Origin of the sequence: Vibrio sp. Vb1026, from assembly GCF_033338745.1 — a bacterium.
In the GTDB taxonomy this organism is placed as follows: Bacteria; Pseudomonadota; Gammaproteobacteria; order Enterobacterales; family Vibrionaceae; genus Vibrio; species Vibrio alginolyticus.
The window spans coordinates 353006-368963 of the sequence record NZ_JAWOTH010000003.1; the positions used below are offsets into that span (position 1 = coordinate 353006).

The window sequence follows — 15958 nt, forward strand, 5'->3', positions numbered from 1 at the left end:
TCCTAAAGATAAAACTGACAATAAAGCCTGTGAAAAACCTCATTTTTATGAGGTTTTTTTGTATCTGGAGTTGCAAATAAATTGTAAATTTGTATTATCTCGAGACTAAAGTGCAAATAAGAATAATTAGCACTACCAATACGATAATTGAAAAGCTCAACAAGGATGCTTCAGATGAATGCAAAAAAAGTTTTAGTCCAATCTATTGCTGCATCACTCCTCATTGCCAGTGGTTCTACCGTTGCTGCCACAGTAACTAAACAACAAGTAGTCGAACATTACGCGGACGTTGCCCATGCTGTGTTTGCTGATTCAGTAACAACAGCGAAAGCGCTTGACGTAAAAATCGACGAATTCCTAAAATCACCATCAGCGAAAAAGCTTGAAGAAGTAAAACAAGCTTGGCTAGATTCTCGCGTGCCTTACCAACAGTCTGAAGTTTTCCGTTTTGGTAACGCGATTGTTGACGATTGGGAAGGTCAGTTAAACGCGTGGCCACTTGATGAAGGTCTGATCGACTACGTAGCAGCGGACTACCAATACGAATTGGGTAACGAGGGCGCTGCTGCCAACATCATCGCGAACACTAGCCTACAGATCGGTGCTTCTAAACTGGACGTTTCAAAAATCACTCCAGAATTGCTAGCGGATCTAAACGAAGTAGGCGGTTCTGAGGCAAACGTTGCATCAGGTTACCACGCGATTGAATTCTTGCTTTGGGGTCAAGACCTAAACGGTACTAACGCGGGTGCAGGTCAACGCGCTTACACTGATTTCGTTGTGGGTTCTGAGTGTACGAATGGCCATTGTGATCGTCGTGGAGAGTACCTAAAAGCAGCCGCTGATCTACTGGTTCAAGACCTTGAGTGGATGGAAAAGCAGTGGTCTGCTGAAGTGAAAGGTAACTACCGTGAAGAGCTACTAAACGAATCTGCTGACAATGGTCTTCGTAAGATGCTATTCGGCATGGGTTCTCTTTCTCTAGGTGAGCTAGCGGGTGAGCGCATGAAGGTGGCACTAGAAGCAAACTCAACTGAAGACGAGCACGATTGTTTCTCAGACAACACGCACAACTCTCACTACTACAATGAGCAAGGCATCTACAACGTTTACACAGGTACATACAAAGGTGTAAACGGCAAAGAGCTATCTGGTCCAAGTATCGCTGACCTTGTTGCTCAAAAAGACAAGAAAGCAGCGACCGAAATTCAAAAGCAGTTTGATACAACACGTAGCCAAGTTGGTGAGCTAGTGACTTCTGCAGAGAAGAACAACCAGCACTTTGACCAACTTATTGCAGCGGGTAACGCACAAGGCAACGCGCTAGTAAACGACACCATCATGTCGTTGGTAGCACAAACCGGTGCGATTGAGCGCGCGGCAAGCATTGTCGGCATCGACAGCCTAAGCCCTGATACTGCTGACCACGAGTTTTAATAAGAAAACCATAATAAATAAGGGCTCTTTGTGAGCCCTTTTGACGTTTGAGCTCGTTGTTATCACCCTTGTTGTCTATGTAGAGCAATGATATGAAGCCATACCTAATTTCTGCGCTAGCCGCGATCCTTTCTTCTTCTGCCATGGCTTATGATGTTAAGTCTGGTGGCAAAACCAGTGTTAAAAAAGACGGCGCGAATGCCTATTCTCTTCCTGCTGCCAACCTGCCGATGAGCAAACGCCTCGATTTTAGTGTGGGTAACAGCTTTTTTCGCAACCCTTGGGTACAAGCGCCAGCATCAACGGACGCTCGTGATGGCCTAGGCCCGCTTTTTAATACCAATGGTTGTCAGAACTGCCACATCAAAGATGGCCGGGGTCATCCGCCAGAGAAAGATGATTTACATGCCGTGTCTATGTTAGTGCGCTTGAGCATTCCTGCGATGACGCCAGAACAAAAGAAAGCCTACATCAAAGATGGCGGTATACCTGAGCCAACTTATGGTGGCCAACTTCAAGACTTCGCCCTGCAAGATCAAACGCCAGAAGGCAAAATCGAAATCACTTACACCGATGTGCCAGTTAGATTTAAAGACGGTACGACGGTGACACTAAGAAAACCTCATTTGAACATTACCGAGCTGGGTTACGGCGATATGCACCCAGATACCGAGTTCTCAGCACGCGTGGCACCGCCAATGATCGGCCTTGGTTTGTTAGAGAGTATTCCCGACGAAACGCTACTTGCTTGGGCTGATGAACAAGATGCCGACAAAGACGGTATCTCAGGCAAAGTCAATAAGGTGTGGGATATTGAGAAGGACGACTTCTCGATTGGTCGTTTTGGCTGGAAAGCCGGACAACCAACGTTAATGCAGCAAAATGCAGCAGCATTCAATGGTGATGTGGGTCTTACGAGCCATTTATTCCCAAATGAAAACTGTACCTCGAAACAAAGCATTTGTGACGACATGCCAAATGGCGGCAAACCAGAAGTGAGTGAAAATATTCTCGACTTCGTAGAGTTTTACAGCCAGCACTTAGCTGTACCTATTCGCCGTAATGTCAATGACCCTAACGTGAAACTTGGTCAGCAAATCTTTGCTGCGTCTGGCTGTGAAAGCTGCCACAAGACCAGTGTTAAAACGGCGAAACGACCAGAGTTACCAGCGCTTTCTGAGCAGCTTATCCACCCATACACCGACATGCTTTTGCATGACATGGGTGAAGGCTTAGCCGATAACCGTCCGGAATACCTAGCAAACGGCCGCGAGTGGCGAACAGCACCGCTATGGGGCATTGGTTATACCGAAGAAGTAAACGGACACACTTACTTTCTACATGATGGCCGCGCTCGTAACCTGATGGAAGCGGTGTTGTGGCACGGCGGCGAAGCTGAAACTGCGAAACAAAACGTCTTAGCACTGAACAAAAAAGAACGTGACGCATTGATTGCGTTTCTGAATTCTCTATAAGGAAGCAACCATGAAAAAAACACTATTAGTGAGTGCGATTGCCGCAACGTTAAGTTTGGTTGGTTGCCAATCGACCATCGGTTCGAGCTCTGCCAAGCCTGAGAGTACAAGTCATATTTCTCAAAGCGTGTACGAGGTCGAGTTTCAATCAGCTCAGACGTTTTTAGCGCAAACCACAGAACTTGAACAGCGCTTCGCGGATTACTGCGCATCAGAGTCGAAAGATGATGCACAAGTAAAACAGCAATGGCATCAAACGATGCTTGCGTGGATGGCATTACAAGGTCAAGAACGTGGCCCTGCTACGGCGCTGGAGCAAAGCTGGAATGTTCAGTTTTGGCCAGATAAAAAGAACACTACTGGTCGTAAAATGTCTGTATTGACGAAATCTGACCAAGCTTGGAGTGCAGAAGATATTTCCACCCAAAGTGTCACCGTGCAAGGTTTAGGGGCTCTGGAATGGCTGCTTTACGATAAAGCGTCGACCTTATCTAGCAACGGCAATACTTGTGCGACAGGCGTTTCGATTGCTGAAAACCTTGATGACAAAGCGCAGATCATCGCGGATTCTTGGGCAGAGAACCCTTGGAAATCGCTAGAGATGACGGAATGGGAATCTGAGTACATTTCACTGCTCTCGAATCAGCTTGAATACAGCATGAAGAAGTTGAGCCGACCGCTAGCGAAGATTGGTAAGCCTCGCCCGTATTTCTCAGAATCGTGGCGTTCCGAGACCTCGCTTTCAAACTTAAAAGCCAACCTTCAAGGGATGGAAGCGTTGTACTTTGCTAACGGGAATGGTTTAGATGCGCTACTTAGAGAGCAAGGCCATGCAGATCTCGCAGACCGTGTCGTTCATCAGTTTGAAATGGCGTTAGAAACTTGGCCAGAAGATAAGAGCTTGTTTGCTGCACTACAAACAAAAGAAGGCTATCGCATGGTGCTCTCTCAATACAATAAGCTAGAGCAATTGAAGTACCTGATTCACGAAGAAGTGGCGATCGAGCTTGGCGTAGTTATAGGATTTAATGCAACCGATGGTGACTGATCAAACCCGCCGAACCTTGCTGAAAGCCGCTCTATTCGGGGCGGCTATACCTATGATGCCATTTGGTTGTGCTTCAACAAGCTCACGTGAACCTGCGTTGATCGGCTGTTCTATCATTGGTCGAGATAAATTCGCAGCGGTGGTGGCGGATGAGCATGGTATGCCGCTATCTTCATTGCCGATTCCTGAGCGTGGTCACGGTGTAGCAACCAACCAACAAGGCCACGCCGTAGTTTTTGGTCGTCGACCTGGTACTTTCTTCATGGTGTTTGATTATCGCTCAGAGCAGATGATCAAACTGCAACTAGCAACGCCAAATCGTCATTTTTACGGACATGGTGTTTACTCCCATGACGGCACATTGCTATTTGCCACAGAAGGGGAGAGGGGGACAAGCCGTGGGATCATTGGTGTTTATGATGTGCAGAAGCAATATCAAAAGATCGATGAGTTAACGGGTTTTGGTCTTGGTCCTCATGAAGTGATCATGATGCCTGATGGCGCATTAGCGATTGGCGTCGGTGGCGTACACACCAACGGTCGTGAACCTCTCAATCTTGATAGCATGAGACCTAGCCTGAGTTACCTTTCACAGGAAGGGGAGCTATTGGATCAAGTGTCTTTACCGGATCATAAGTTGAGTATTCGCCACTTAGCCCATGATGGTGCGGAAACCGTGCTTTGTGGTCAGCAATATCGTGGTGAGCCGGACGAGTATCCAGCCTTGATCGCCATGCACACGCGTGGTGGTGAAATGCAAGATCTTCAAGCTGAGCCTGAAGAGTGGGCGCGTTTCAATCATTACGTTGCGAGTATTGCAGCAACCGATGAATGGATCTTAGCCACTTCGCCTCCGGGCAGTTGTTATGGTATATGGTCTAAATCTACTGGCAAATTGGTAGAGCTAAGTGCGTTACCAGACGCTTCTGGTGTTGTGGTCTATGGCGATGAGTTCCGAGTCAGCTCTGGTGCGGGAAAAGTGGTAGAGCAAAAGCCCGAAGCGTCAAAAAGTACCTTCGCAAGCGGAGTACAATGGGACAACCATTGGTCGAGAATTATCTAGAAAGATCATTGAGTAATTACTTATAGAGGGTTTTGTTGTCGTTTTCGGCATCAGATTCTTAATTTTAAACCTGCAAGCTGTGAGATATTTGCCATACTTTTTATTATGGCAAGTAGCGCAAGGATCATTTCAGTGTTTGCTAGGGTTTTAATCATGACGGCACTTCTGGTGCCGTTTTGCAGCTTTTCCACCGTCGTTTCTCTCGAAGCTTCAGCGCAAGTCGAGCAAGAGGGAGCGGTACAAAAGCTGTCTGTAGAAAAAATGATCCATTATCCAGAGGTGATTGATCAACTGTATCAAAGCACCAATTACCGTTTGAACTGGGAAAATGAAAGTGATATTGAGCAGTTTCTTTTTCAAGTAAACCTGGTTGCTCTTGCGGATGTCACCGACGAATTCGAAAATCAACTTCACCGGATAAACCAAGTAAGGTGGCAGGGAGATAATCTCGACTTCGATTTAGTGATGACAGACTCACTCTTGATGTACCTTAGTTATCTTGAGCAACTCCCCGAAGAAGGGATTAATTGGCTATTTACAGACAAAGCCCATGTTACGTTACCCGCTCCTAGCATCGATACTTTATCGATTTTGAGTAATGAGATTACGGTTGGCAAACTTGGTCAGTTTTTGGCAAGTCTCCGGTCTCCATTACAAACAGATGATGCTTTCTACTCCGCCTATTCTTCGCTATCGGAACATTCTCAGTACCAATATCCTGCCTATCAACAAACTGGGCTAGCACGTGTTGGCGATATATTAGAAAACAGACCCCTATTGATTGAGCGAATGGAGATCGTAGGCGTAGATGTTTCTTACTTGGATTTAGTCACTGAAGAATATGACGAACAATTAGAGCTTGCGATAAAAGAGTTCCAGCGTATTCATGGTTTGAAAGAAGATGGCGTTATCGGCCCGAATACCATTCGATGGATCAACTTTTCTCCTCAAGAGCGATTGCATCTGTTGGCGTTGAATTCTGAGCGTTCAAGAATTTGGTCGAAAGAAAGGGATAATGTTGTCTTTGTTAACGTGCCTGGATACGAAGTCACGTATTGGCATGACGGTCAACCCTTGTTTGAGTCTAAAGTTGTGGTAGGGAGAGCATCAAGAAAAACGCCCATCATGTCGGTAGCACTGGATTCAGTTATTCTCAACCCAACTTGGAACGTGCCTTGGACTATCATGGTTAAAGACATTATTCCTAAAGTAAAACGTAATCCGATGTATTTGATTAACCATAACATTCAAATCATTCGGTCTTGGACTTCGAACGAAATTATTGACCCTACAACCATCAATTGGGCAACGGTGAATCCGAGAACATTTCCTTATCGTATGCGACAGGCGTCAGGCTTACAAAATGCACTGGGATTGTACAAGTTCAATATGCCTAACCCACAAGCTATTTATTTGCATGACACGCCAAGTAAGAACTTGTTTGAACAGGACAGACGCGCATTCAGCTCAGGATGTGTTCGTGTAGAACATGCAGACCGGTTAGCAGAACTTCTGTTCAAAACTCAGGGGTTGGAAGAACGTTTAGCGAAAAAGCGAGAAAGTTCTCGTCGGTCTAACACGTCAGTTCCTTTGGGAGAGCGCATTCAAGTACACATCATTTATCAAACAGCATGGTTGGAAGAGGGAACGCTTTACTACCGTGATGATATCTATAAGTACGATCACCGCAGTTGAAATTTTTAAGGAAAATTTACAAAACGAAGAATTCTCTTTTCGTTCAATAATTAAGCAATAATTACTGCATCTGAAAATCAAGATGGAGCGTTTTATGCATTTGACGTGACAAATGTGTTTGGTTAATGTCCACGACTTGTCTAGTTGTTGAGCACTGTATTTTGAAATGGTAAGTCGTAACTTTTCCCGCCGAGATTTCCTTAAAATGACCGCTGGTGGTGTGGTGTTGGCGTCTGCCCTGCCATCATTTTCTTGGGCTTCACTCCCTGACGAGCCACGTGCGCTGGCGATGAACAATCTTAATACTGGAGAGATCCTCGAAACATGCTATTTCGATGGAAAACGATACATTAATGATGAACTTCAAAGGCTGAATGAGTTTTGTCGAGACCATCGACGGAATGAGGTTCATCCGATGGATCGACGCTTGTTCGATCAAATAAGCCAAATTCAAAAGTTAATTGGTACAGAAGCAGAGGTGATCGTCATTTCAGGTTACCGTTCTCCTGCCACTAACGCCTCGCTGCGCAACGGGTCTTCTCGTGTAGCGAAAAAGAGCATGCACATGGAAGGAAAGGCCATTGATTTTCGTTTAGACGGCGTGAAGCTTTCAACGGTTCGTGATGCTGCATTAAGCCTAAAAGCCGGTGGCGTGGGTTATTATCCAGGTAGTAACTTTGTTCATATCGATACGGGAGCTGTTCGTTCCTGGTAGTGCTAGTTGAGACAAGGTTTCTAGTCTCAGAACGTCGTCGATTACCCACAGTTCAAAGCTTGAAGTCGCTAGGCCTTAGTGTCATAGTTGCGGCAGTTTTCATGCAAATTTATTCGGTATAGGTTATCTATGGCTCTGAAATACCAAGTTGTTCCAGTAACATCTTTCTCTCAAAACTGTTCTATTGTCTGGTGTGACGAAACCATGAAAGGTATTGTGGTTGACCCAGGCGGCGATGAAAAGCAGCTCGCTATGCTTATCAAAGAGCTGGGTGTTGACGTGGTAAACCTAGTGCTAACACACGGTCACTTGGACCACGTAGGTGGCACGGAACCGCTGTCTGCACTGCTTGGCGGTACAGAGATTGTTGGTCCTCACAAGGCAGATAACTTCTGGTTGCAAGGTTTGGAAGGTCAGAGCCAAATGTTTGGTTTCCCGCTGACAGAAGCGTTTGAACCGCACCAATGGCTAAATGAAGGTGACACTGTCACTTTTGGTAATCAAGTGCTGAACGTATTCCACACACCTGGTCATACACCTGGTCACGTTGTGCTTTACAGTGAAGAAGCGCGTTTAGCGTTTGTGGGTGACGTTTTGTTTAACGGTAGCATTGGTCGAACTGACTTCCCACAAGGTGATTTCAATACGTTGATTAGTTCTATCAAAGAGAAATTGTGGCCTTTAGGCAATGATGTCACGTTTGTCCCTGGTCACGGCCCTCAATCGACTTTCGGTCATGAGCGTAAAACTAACCCGTTCGTTGCTGACGAGATGCCGCTTTACTAAAAGTGCGTGTACTAAGCATTATTCTGGCTCGGCGGCAGCTAAGTATCGCCGAGTCAGTCCCACAAAATCCTCAGCCTCACGATCTAGATCACTTGCTGATATAAATAGATCGTAGCCATAAAAGCCTCTCTGATACTTCATCCGGTTGGCGAGCATCGCTAACAAACCTTTGTACTCAATCCCATCTCTGTTTATATACGGTTTAGGGTCAAGCACTATATCCTCAAACTTATCTTCACACTGATTTTGTTTCGCGCCTAAGTAAAGCAGTGCTCGCTGGCTGAGGAGAATTTCTGTCGCTATACGAGGGCAGATTGAATTTAAGTAGGGCGAGTAGTGTTTTAGACGAATACCGATCCAAGGTAGCGGTTGGTGCCACCCTTCCTGTTGGTAGCTACAAATACCGATTGACTCAATATTTCGCCATCGGACGACCCAACCTCCTTTAAAAAGGTGTTGCTGAAAGTGAGAAGCTGTCAGCGTAAAAGTGACTTGGCTTTTCTTAATCATCAAGATGGCGAAACCAACGATTGCAGACATCAAAATGACCGACAACATGGCTTGCTTCCATCCCGGAGAAATGGCAACCAAAAACAAAGTGATGAGTGCAACAAGCAACAAAAGTATTCTGTTGATAGGGGAGTCGGGTTTGAAATGTGAATTTGTTAGGTGCAGCGTTTCCATGCTTATAACCTCATCGAATACTTGTCCAAAAATAAGTGGGTAGCTTTATGTGCATTGATTTGCATTTAAAATAAAACAAACCTCTGTTTTTATACCCAGTATTCAATAAATCCGTTCATAAAATATCTGATTAAATAGTAGACGTTCTATGCTTTGAGCGCATTTTTCATCGCGTTTCGCCGCTAAAACCTACAAATTGCTTGTGAATTTTGGTATAAAACGCGCTTCAAATTTTCATCCCTGCTGAGATGCAGTGAACTGGAGAAATATTCAATGAGACTTGCTCATAAGCGTAAAGTGCAGATGAAACTGCAAAAACGCATTAAAGCGACAGTAGCAAACTTAGCTGCAGCACCTAAAGCAGTGAAGCCTGTTGCGGAAAAAGCAGTAGCACCTTCTGTTGCTGAAAAAGCTGTTGCGGAGAAAGTAGTAGCTGATAAAAAAGTAGCTGCAGTGAAAACAGTTGATGTTGCCCTTACTCCTAAGCAACAACAAGTATTAGACATCGTTATGGCGAATGCTGAAGGTATTAACCCTAAAGGCATCGGTCTAGCTGCAGGTCAAGAAGATACTAAAGCGGCATCATGGGCTACTGGCGCACTAAAGAAGCTTCTTGAAGAAAACCTAGTTCAAAAAGAGCAGTTAGCAGGTAACAAAGTTATCTACAAAGCAGTTTAATTACCGCTACCGTTCTAGATTGAATACCTCGGCCGATGCCGAGGTATTTTTTTATCTTGGTATTGGAAATAATGCATTAAGTACTGACTTTAACACTGCCAATAAGTGGTTTGTCACATTTTCTTAAATACTATGTAAATTTTTTGGCAGAAAAATACGTACGTATTGTCTTTTATTTTTATTCATAGATAAAAATATAATTTATTGATTTTGCTATTAACAGTCTTTTGTCATGACGGTTGTCCTACGTACTTGTACGTAATACCTTAGGCTAATGCCTTATTGATGAATTACTCGCTTCCGTGTTCATGCCCATTTCGCATTAGACAACATTGTTACATCTTTTATACCGAATACAGCCAATCCTAATGAAATGGATGACAACAATAACCTTGGTGATAAAGGACGTGAACGATGAGTCTAATCCAAAAATCTTTAAAACGAGTGCTCAAAACAACCGCTGTCGCTGCCGCGATGGCACTCGCAGCGACTTCTGTAAACGCTGCTGAAAAAGTCTATCGTTTAAAGCTTGCTGAAACTTGGGGGCCTAATTTCCCAATTTTTGGTGATACCACAAAAAACATGGCCAAAATGGCGGAAGAGATGTCCAACGGACGTTTGCAAATCCGCATTGATTCCGCAAACAAGCATAAAGCGCCTTTTGGGGTGTTTGATATGGTTAAGTCGGGTCAGTATGACATGGGTCACTCAGCGTCTTATTACTGGAAGGGTAAGGTTCCAAACACACTTTACTTCACTTCTATGCCCTTCGGTATGTTGCCAACTGAGCAGTATGCATGGTTTTACTACGGCGGTGGTATGGAGCTGATGGAAAAAGTGTACTCTCCACATAACTTGATGTCTTTCCCTGGCGGTAATACCGATACTCAGATGGGCGGGTGGTTCCAAAAAGAGATCAAGTCCGTCGAGGACTTACAGGGTTTGAAAATGCGTATCCCAGGGTTTGCTGGTGAGATTTTGGCTGAGTTAGGTGCCAAGCCAACGAATATCGCCCCTGGTGAGCTATATACTTCTCTAGAGCGTCGCACAATTGATGCCTTGGAATGGGTTGGTCCATCGCTGGATCTACGTATGGGCTTCCACAAAATCGCGCCTTACTACTACACAGGTTGGCATGAGCCAGCGACTGAGCTTCAGTTCCTCGTTAACAAGCGTACCTGGAATCGTCTACCTGATGACCTAAAAGCGATTTTGCAAGTAGCCATGAAAACGGCCGCTTACGATATGTACACGCAATCGAAACACGAAAGTGGCAAAAACTGGGCATCTATTAAGTCTGAATACCCAAATGTTGAAGTAAAAGATTTCCCACCTGAAGTAGTAGCTGCGTTGCGAGAAGCAAACGATCGTTTGTTGAAAGAACATGCAGAAAAAGATGCTTTGGCGAAAGAGATTCAAGAGTCGCAAGCGAACTATATGAATCAAGTTCGACCATGGTCAGATATTTCGCACCGAGCGTACTTAAACAGTCAAGCTCAACAATAACGTTATGAAGCAGGCGATGCCGAGAGGTTTAGCCAGCTATCGAAGCCCAAGAAAACTTCATAATGAATGCTCCGCACCATAGCGGAGCGCATCTAAACGTTCCACGGAGTTCGGAATGAGAAGTCTTATTTATATTGAGCGATTATTTAACCGCTTTAGCGATTTCCTCGGATGGTTATCCAGCATCCTGTTTATTTTGTTGTTAGCAAACGTTGTGTACGACGTTGTCATGCGTTACGTGTTTAATGATGTGTCTATCGCATTCCAAGAAATGGAATGGCATCTATTCTCTGCCGTGTTCTTGCTTGGTGTGCCTTACGCAATTAAGTCCGGTGGCCATGTTCGCGTCGACATTTTTTATGAACGCTTATCTTACAAAGCACAATCCATCATCGACATCATAGGCACACTATTTTTCTTATTCCCTTTTTGCCTACTGGTAGCTTGGTTTGGTGTTGATTTCGCTAAGGAAAGTTACGCGTTAGGCGAGACGTCTGGTGACCCAGGTGGCTTACCATATCGTTGGATTATCAAAGCGATGATTCCGCTGTCATTTTTCTTTATGGCGGTGAGTGGTATTGGATTGTTACTTCATTCAATCAACAAAATTGTCAACCCTCATCTCATCTATGCCGGTAATAACGGTAAGTCGTAAAAGGAAGTCATTATGATCGGTATAGTGATGTTTTTTGTTGCGCTCTTTGCGCTTCTATTGGGATTTCCCGTTGCCTTTACTTTTGGTGGTATCGCGCTGATTTTTGGTGTTTGGGCTGAAGGCATCGAGATGTTTGCTTTTATGCCATATCGAATTCAGTCCATTATGGAAAATACGGTGCTAATGGCCGTACCGCTGTTCGTTTTTATGGGGCTAGTGCTACAGAAAACGAAGCTTGCTGAACAGCTACTAGAATCAATGGGGCGTTTGTTCGGTGGCGTTCGCGGTGGTATCGCTATTTCTACCGTGTTAGTTGGCGCATTGCTTGCGGCTTCAACGGGTGTGGTAGGCGCATCAGTTGTTGCGATGGGCTTAATATCTCTTCCTGTGATGCTCAAGTACAATTACGACAAAGGTTTAGCGTGTGGGACTATTTGTGCGTCTGGCACGTTGGGCCAAATTATCCCACCTTCTATCGTGTTGATCTTGTTGGGTGATGTACTTGGCGTACCGGTAGGGGACCTATTTCAAGCTGCGATCTGGCCCGGTATTACACTTGTTGGCGCCTATGTGATCTATATTCTCATCTACGCGAAGTTGAACCCTCAAGCCGCACAGGCGATAGAGCGCGATGAGTCGATCAGTCGTAAACAAGAAGTGCTCACCGCACTGAAAGCTGTATTGCCACCTTTAGCATTGATCATCGTGGTATTGGGCTCCATCTTTGCAGGGATTGCAACACCAACAGAGTCAGCGGCACTGGGCGGTACAGGTGCGATAATTTTATCACTATTGTATAAACAGTTTAGTTGGTCGATGATTTATGATGCATCAAAAGAGACAGTTAAAGTAACCGCAATGGTCTTTGCGATCTTACTTGGTGCGACCGCCTTTTCAATGGCATTTACCTACACTGGTGGTGATTATTTAGTTGAAGAGTGGATGTTAGAACTGCCGGGTGAAAAGTGGGGATTCCTTATTATTACCATGGTGGTGATTCTGATTTTAGGTTTCTTTATCGACTTCGTTGAAATCTGTTTTATCATCGTGCCAATTATTGCGCCAGTCGCTGAATTGATGGGCATTAATATGACGTGGTTTGCGATTCTTATTGCGATGAACTTACAGACGTCGTTCCTCACACCGCCATTTGGCTTTAGTTTGTTCTATCTAAAAGGTGTCGCTCCAGCAGGGGTTACTACGCGAGATATCTACAAAGGTGTGATGCCATTCATCGCGATTCAGATTGTTGTGTTGGCGTCTTTGCTGTTTTTCCCAGGTTTTTACGGTATGAGTTAATCACTCGATAATAAAGAGATTTTGTGAACTGAGAGTTTTTACCTTTTGAGACAAGTTGTTAAGCTGTTAATTATGTCTATGCAGACACAATCGATTCGTTTGTACTGCTAAGATAGTAAGCTGTAAAGGCAGCGTTTCATGGAGGGAAGGGATGCCTCTCAAAGCAAAGTTAATTCTGCTGACACTGATACCCGTGGTATTGGTGTCAGCGAGTATCAGCTGGATCTCTATCTATCAAACCAAGACCCTTGGCAAAAGGGAGGTAGAGATCTTTCATCAAAACCTGATCCAATCAAAAGAAGCGGCGCTGAAAGATACGGTCGACGTCGCTTTTGACTCCATTTCTTACATCTACAACGATCCGACTTTAGAAGAGAGTGTTGCCAAAACGCGTGTGAAAGCGATTTTAAATCGTTTGAGTTATGGGTCGGACGGCTATTTTTTTGCTTATGATAAATATGGTACCAACCTTGTACACCCAGTTCTTCCGGAGCTTGTCGGGGAAAACTTACTCTATCTTGAAGACGAAAATGGCGATCGCTTAATCGAAGCTTTATTGTATCAAGCGCAATCAGGTGGCGGATTTCATCAGTACCTGTGGCAAAAGCCATCTACGGGTGAAGTTGTCCCTAAGCTTAGTTACGCTGCATGGCTCGATAAGTGGGAATGGATGATAGGGACTGGGCTGTATATTGAGGATGTAAGCCGAGAAGTCGCCAATATGCGCGCGGCGGTGAACAAAAATATCGAAACGACATTTTTCTCAGTCGTCGTGATCTTAGCGGTGACCGTTGCTGTAATCATTGTTCTCACTTTGGCGATCAATCTGCACGAGCATCGCCTCGCTGATAAGAACCTGAAAGAACTGGCACATAAAACCGTGATGTTCCAAGAAGATGAGAAAAAGCATTTAGCGCGAGAACTGCACGATGGAATCAATCAGTTGTTAGTCTCCAGTAAATGTCATTTAGACTTAATGAGTCATAGACTGGAAGACGAAAAACTCAAATCCCACTTAGATAAATCACAACGATCGCTCGTTACCGCGATAAATGAGGTGCGGCATATTTCTCATCAGCTCCGTCCAAGCGCCCTCGATGATATCGGTTTAGAAGCAGCACTGACGACCTTGCTACAGGACTTTCATTCCCATTCCGGGATTGATATCGAGAGCAATTTCGATACTCAGCAGCATAAACTGACTTCGGAAGTCGCAACGACACTATATCGCGTCGCTCAGGAGTCTTTGAATAACATTGAAAAACATGCGCGAGCGAAAAAAGTAACGGTTACTTTGCAAAAAATGGGCAATATGCTGCAATTACTCATACGTGACGATGGGCTTGGATTTGTGGTTAACCATGCAGTGCACCAACAAGGGATTGGGTTAAGGAACATGCAAGAGCGTGTAGAGTTCATCGGTGGTGAATTTGAGCTAATGAGTGAGCTTGGCTTGGGAACAGAGATTACCGTGCTGCTTAATTTGGATGAAATAGTTTATGGATAAACCGATTAGTGTAGTGATTGTCGATGATCATCAAGTGGTATTGGATGGCTTCATGGCTCGTTTGGAGTTAGAGCCTGACATCGAAGTGGTGGGTACAGCAAGTAATGGTTTGGAAGCGATAGAGGTCGCAAAGCACTTGCAACCGGACGTCATATTGATGGATATCAGCATGCCAATAATGAACGGTATTGAAGCGACTGGTGTGATTAAAGAAGCTCGCCCAGAGAGCAAAATACTTATGTTGACCATGCACGATAATCGCGAGTACATCATGAAGGTCATGCAAGCTGGTGCCGTAGGATATATGCTCAAGGAAATCTCGGCCGAGAAAATGGTGCAAGCAATAAAAACGGTGAACCAAGGCTCGACGTATTTCTGTGAATCCGTCACACAAACACTCTTTACCCAAGAAGTGGTGCCTGCCACGCAAAAAACGAATCCTCTCAGCCGCAGGGAAGAAGCGGTACTTAAATTAGTTGCTCAAGGAAACAGCAGCAAGAAAATCGCCACTTTACTCAATATTAGTTATCGAACGGTAGAGACGCATCGCCATAACATTAAGCACAAGTTGGACTTACATTCGACGGCAGAGTTAGCAAAATATGCGTTTGAAACTGGGTTGACTGAGTAGGAGAGTAGTGCCCGCAAAAAGCGAGCACGTGGGAGCGAAACTAATCGGCTTTGGTAATGCTACCAAGCTCTAGCATTGGAGCAACATCGATGTCCTCTGCATTCATCATCGTCGAGATGCGTTGAACGGAAGATAGTAGAAGGGATTGCTCCCATTCTTCCAATTTTTGGAATCGATTAATGAAGTGCTCTTGCAGCGGCGTTGGTGCTTGTTTTAAGGCTTCTTGGCCCTTGCTCGTAAGTACAGCATGCACTTTACGCTTGTCTTGAACACTGCGCTGACGCTCAACAAACTGGCCTCGTTCTAGTCTATCTAGAATGGTCGTTGCGGTCGCTTGGCTCATGTTAGTGTGGCTAGACAACTGTTTAATCGTCACGTTATCTAAGTCATTGATAGCGCGCATCAAAATCAACTGTGGAGCAGTCAATCCAGACTCTTTGCTCAGCTTTTTAGAATGTAAATCAATAGCGCGGATGATCTGACGAATCGAGACCAATACTTCTTCGTACTTTTCCAATTTATTCATCCAGTCTGTAGGGAACATTTATCGAGGCGACACTAACTTAAATGCGCCCTTATTTAAAGGGGGGAAATCAAAAATTACCTCTACAATTTTACGCCGTGTCCTCAATACCATTTTGTCGCGCCTTTTCGACAAAATAAGAAGAGCTAAAATTATTATAGCAATAAATGTTTGTGGTCTAACTATTGTAGTAGTGATTTGTTCTATCAAAGGCCGTAACCACACAGTGAAAAGTAAGTTATTGGATTTTTTAATA

General features: G+C 44.6%; 15 protein-coding genes. 13 read left to right on the forward strand and 2 right to left on the reverse strand.

Annotation, left to right across the window (positions count from 1 at the left end):
• Positions 1–174: 174 nt before the first annotated feature.
• The 7 genes from R7E47_RS08125 (at position 175) to R7E47_RS08155 (ending at position 8219) form a co-directional block, all read left to right on the forward strand.
• Complete coding sequence (locus R7E47_RS08125) at positions 175–1437, forward strand: imelysin family protein (protein WP_042522786.1); 1263 nt, start codon at positions 175–177, stop codon at positions 1435–1437.
• A 92-nt stretch (positions 1438–1529) separates the two neighbouring features.
• Positions 1530–2912, forward strand: coding sequence for a di-heme oxidoredictase family protein (locus R7E47_RS08130; RefSeq protein ID WP_318084048.1), 1383 nt, complete (start codon positions 1530–1532; stop codon positions 2910–2912).
• 10 nt (positions 2913–2922) lie between these two features.
• Positions 2923–3960, forward strand: coding sequence for an imelysin family protein (locus R7E47_RS08135; protein ID WP_213911110.1), 1038 nt, complete (start codon positions 2923–2925; stop codon positions 3958–3960).
• On the forward strand, positions 3941–5023 hold the full coding sequence (locus R7E47_RS08140) for a DUF1513 domain-containing protein (protein WP_158156647.1): 1083 nt from the start codon (positions 3941–3943) through the stop codon (positions 5021–5023). Before R7E47_RS08135 ends, R7E47_RS08140 begins: the two co-directional genes overlap by 20 nt.
• A gap of 153 nt (positions 5024–5176) precedes the next feature.
• On the forward strand, positions 5177–6718 hold the full coding sequence (locus R7E47_RS08145; RefSeq protein ID WP_213908176.1) for a murein L,D-transpeptidase: 1542 nt from the start codon (positions 5177–5179) through the stop codon (positions 6716–6718).
• Positions 6719–6884: 166 nt separating this feature from the next.
• Entirely contained in the window at positions 6885–7433 is a 549-nt protein-coding gene (locus R7E47_RS08150; RefSeq protein ID WP_031778936.1) for a DUF882 domain-containing protein, read from the forward strand.
• Positions 7434–7562: 129 nt separating this feature from the next.
• On the forward strand, positions 7563–8219 hold the full coding sequence (locus tag R7E47_RS08155; protein WP_005376855.1) for an MBL fold metallo-hydrolase: 657 nt from the start codon (positions 7563–7565) through the stop codon (positions 8217–8219).
• Positions 8220–8237: 18 nt separating this feature from the next.
• On the opposite strand, the gene R7E47_RS08160 is transcribed toward R7E47_RS08155, so the two are convergent.
• Positions 8238–8903 carry a DUF2982 domain-containing protein gene (locus tag R7E47_RS08160; RefSeq protein WP_005386825.1) on the reverse strand — a complete coding sequence of 222 codons (666 nt, stop codon included), beginning with the start codon at positions 8901–8903 and terminating at the stop codon, positions 8238–8240.
• 273 nt (positions 8904–9176) lie between these two features.
• On the opposite strand from R7E47_RS08160, the gene R7E47_RS08165 reads away from it, so the two are divergent.
• From R7E47_RS08165 to R7E47_RS08190, 6 genes are all read left to right on the forward strand, one after another.
• Positions 9177–9581 carry a hypothetical protein gene (locus R7E47_RS08165; RefSeq protein WP_005376863.1) on the forward strand — a complete coding sequence of 135 codons (405 nt, stop codon included), beginning with the start codon at positions 9177–9179 and terminating at the stop codon, positions 9579–9581.
• A gap of 414 nt (positions 9582–9995) precedes the next feature.
• Positions 9996–11087: a TRAP transporter substrate-binding protein gene (locus R7E47_RS08170; protein ID WP_017636112.1), complete on the forward strand. Its 1092-nt coding sequence runs from the start codon at positions 9996–9998 to the stop codon at positions 11085–11087.
• Positions 11088–11202: 115 nt separating this feature from the next.
• Positions 11203–11742 carry a TRAP transporter small permease subunit gene (locus R7E47_RS08175; RefSeq protein ID WP_053306570.1) on the forward strand — a complete coding sequence of 180 codons (540 nt, stop codon included), beginning with the start codon at positions 11203–11205 and terminating at the stop codon, positions 11740–11742.
• Between the two features lie 12 nt (positions 11743–11754).
• Positions 11755–13041 (forward strand): TRAP transporter large permease subunit, encoded by a 1287-nt coding sequence (locus tag R7E47_RS08180; RefSeq protein ID WP_318084051.1) that lies wholly within the window; start codon positions 11755–11757, stop codon positions 13039–13041.
• Positions 13042–13192: 151 nt separating this feature from the next.
• Positions 13193–14548 carry a cache domain-containing protein gene (locus R7E47_RS08185; protein WP_053306569.1) on the forward strand — a complete coding sequence of 452 codons (1356 nt, stop codon included), beginning with the start codon at positions 13193–13195 and terminating at the stop codon, positions 14546–14548.
• On the forward strand, positions 14541–15179 hold the full coding sequence (locus tag R7E47_RS08190) for a response regulator (RefSeq protein ID WP_005376875.1): 639 nt from the start codon (positions 14541–14543) through the stop codon (positions 15177–15179). The genes R7E47_RS08185 and R7E47_RS08190 overlap by 8 nt, the downstream gene beginning before the upstream one ends.
• Before the next feature lie 40 nt (positions 15180–15219).
• Here R7E47_RS08190 and R7E47_RS08195 read toward each other — a convergent pair whose 3' ends face one another.
• Positions 15220–15696: a MarR family winged helix-turn-helix transcriptional regulator gene (locus R7E47_RS08195; RefSeq protein WP_005376877.1), complete on the reverse strand. Its 477-nt coding sequence runs from the start codon at positions 15694–15696 to the stop codon at positions 15220–15222.
• Positions 15697–15958 lie beyond the last annotated feature (262 nt).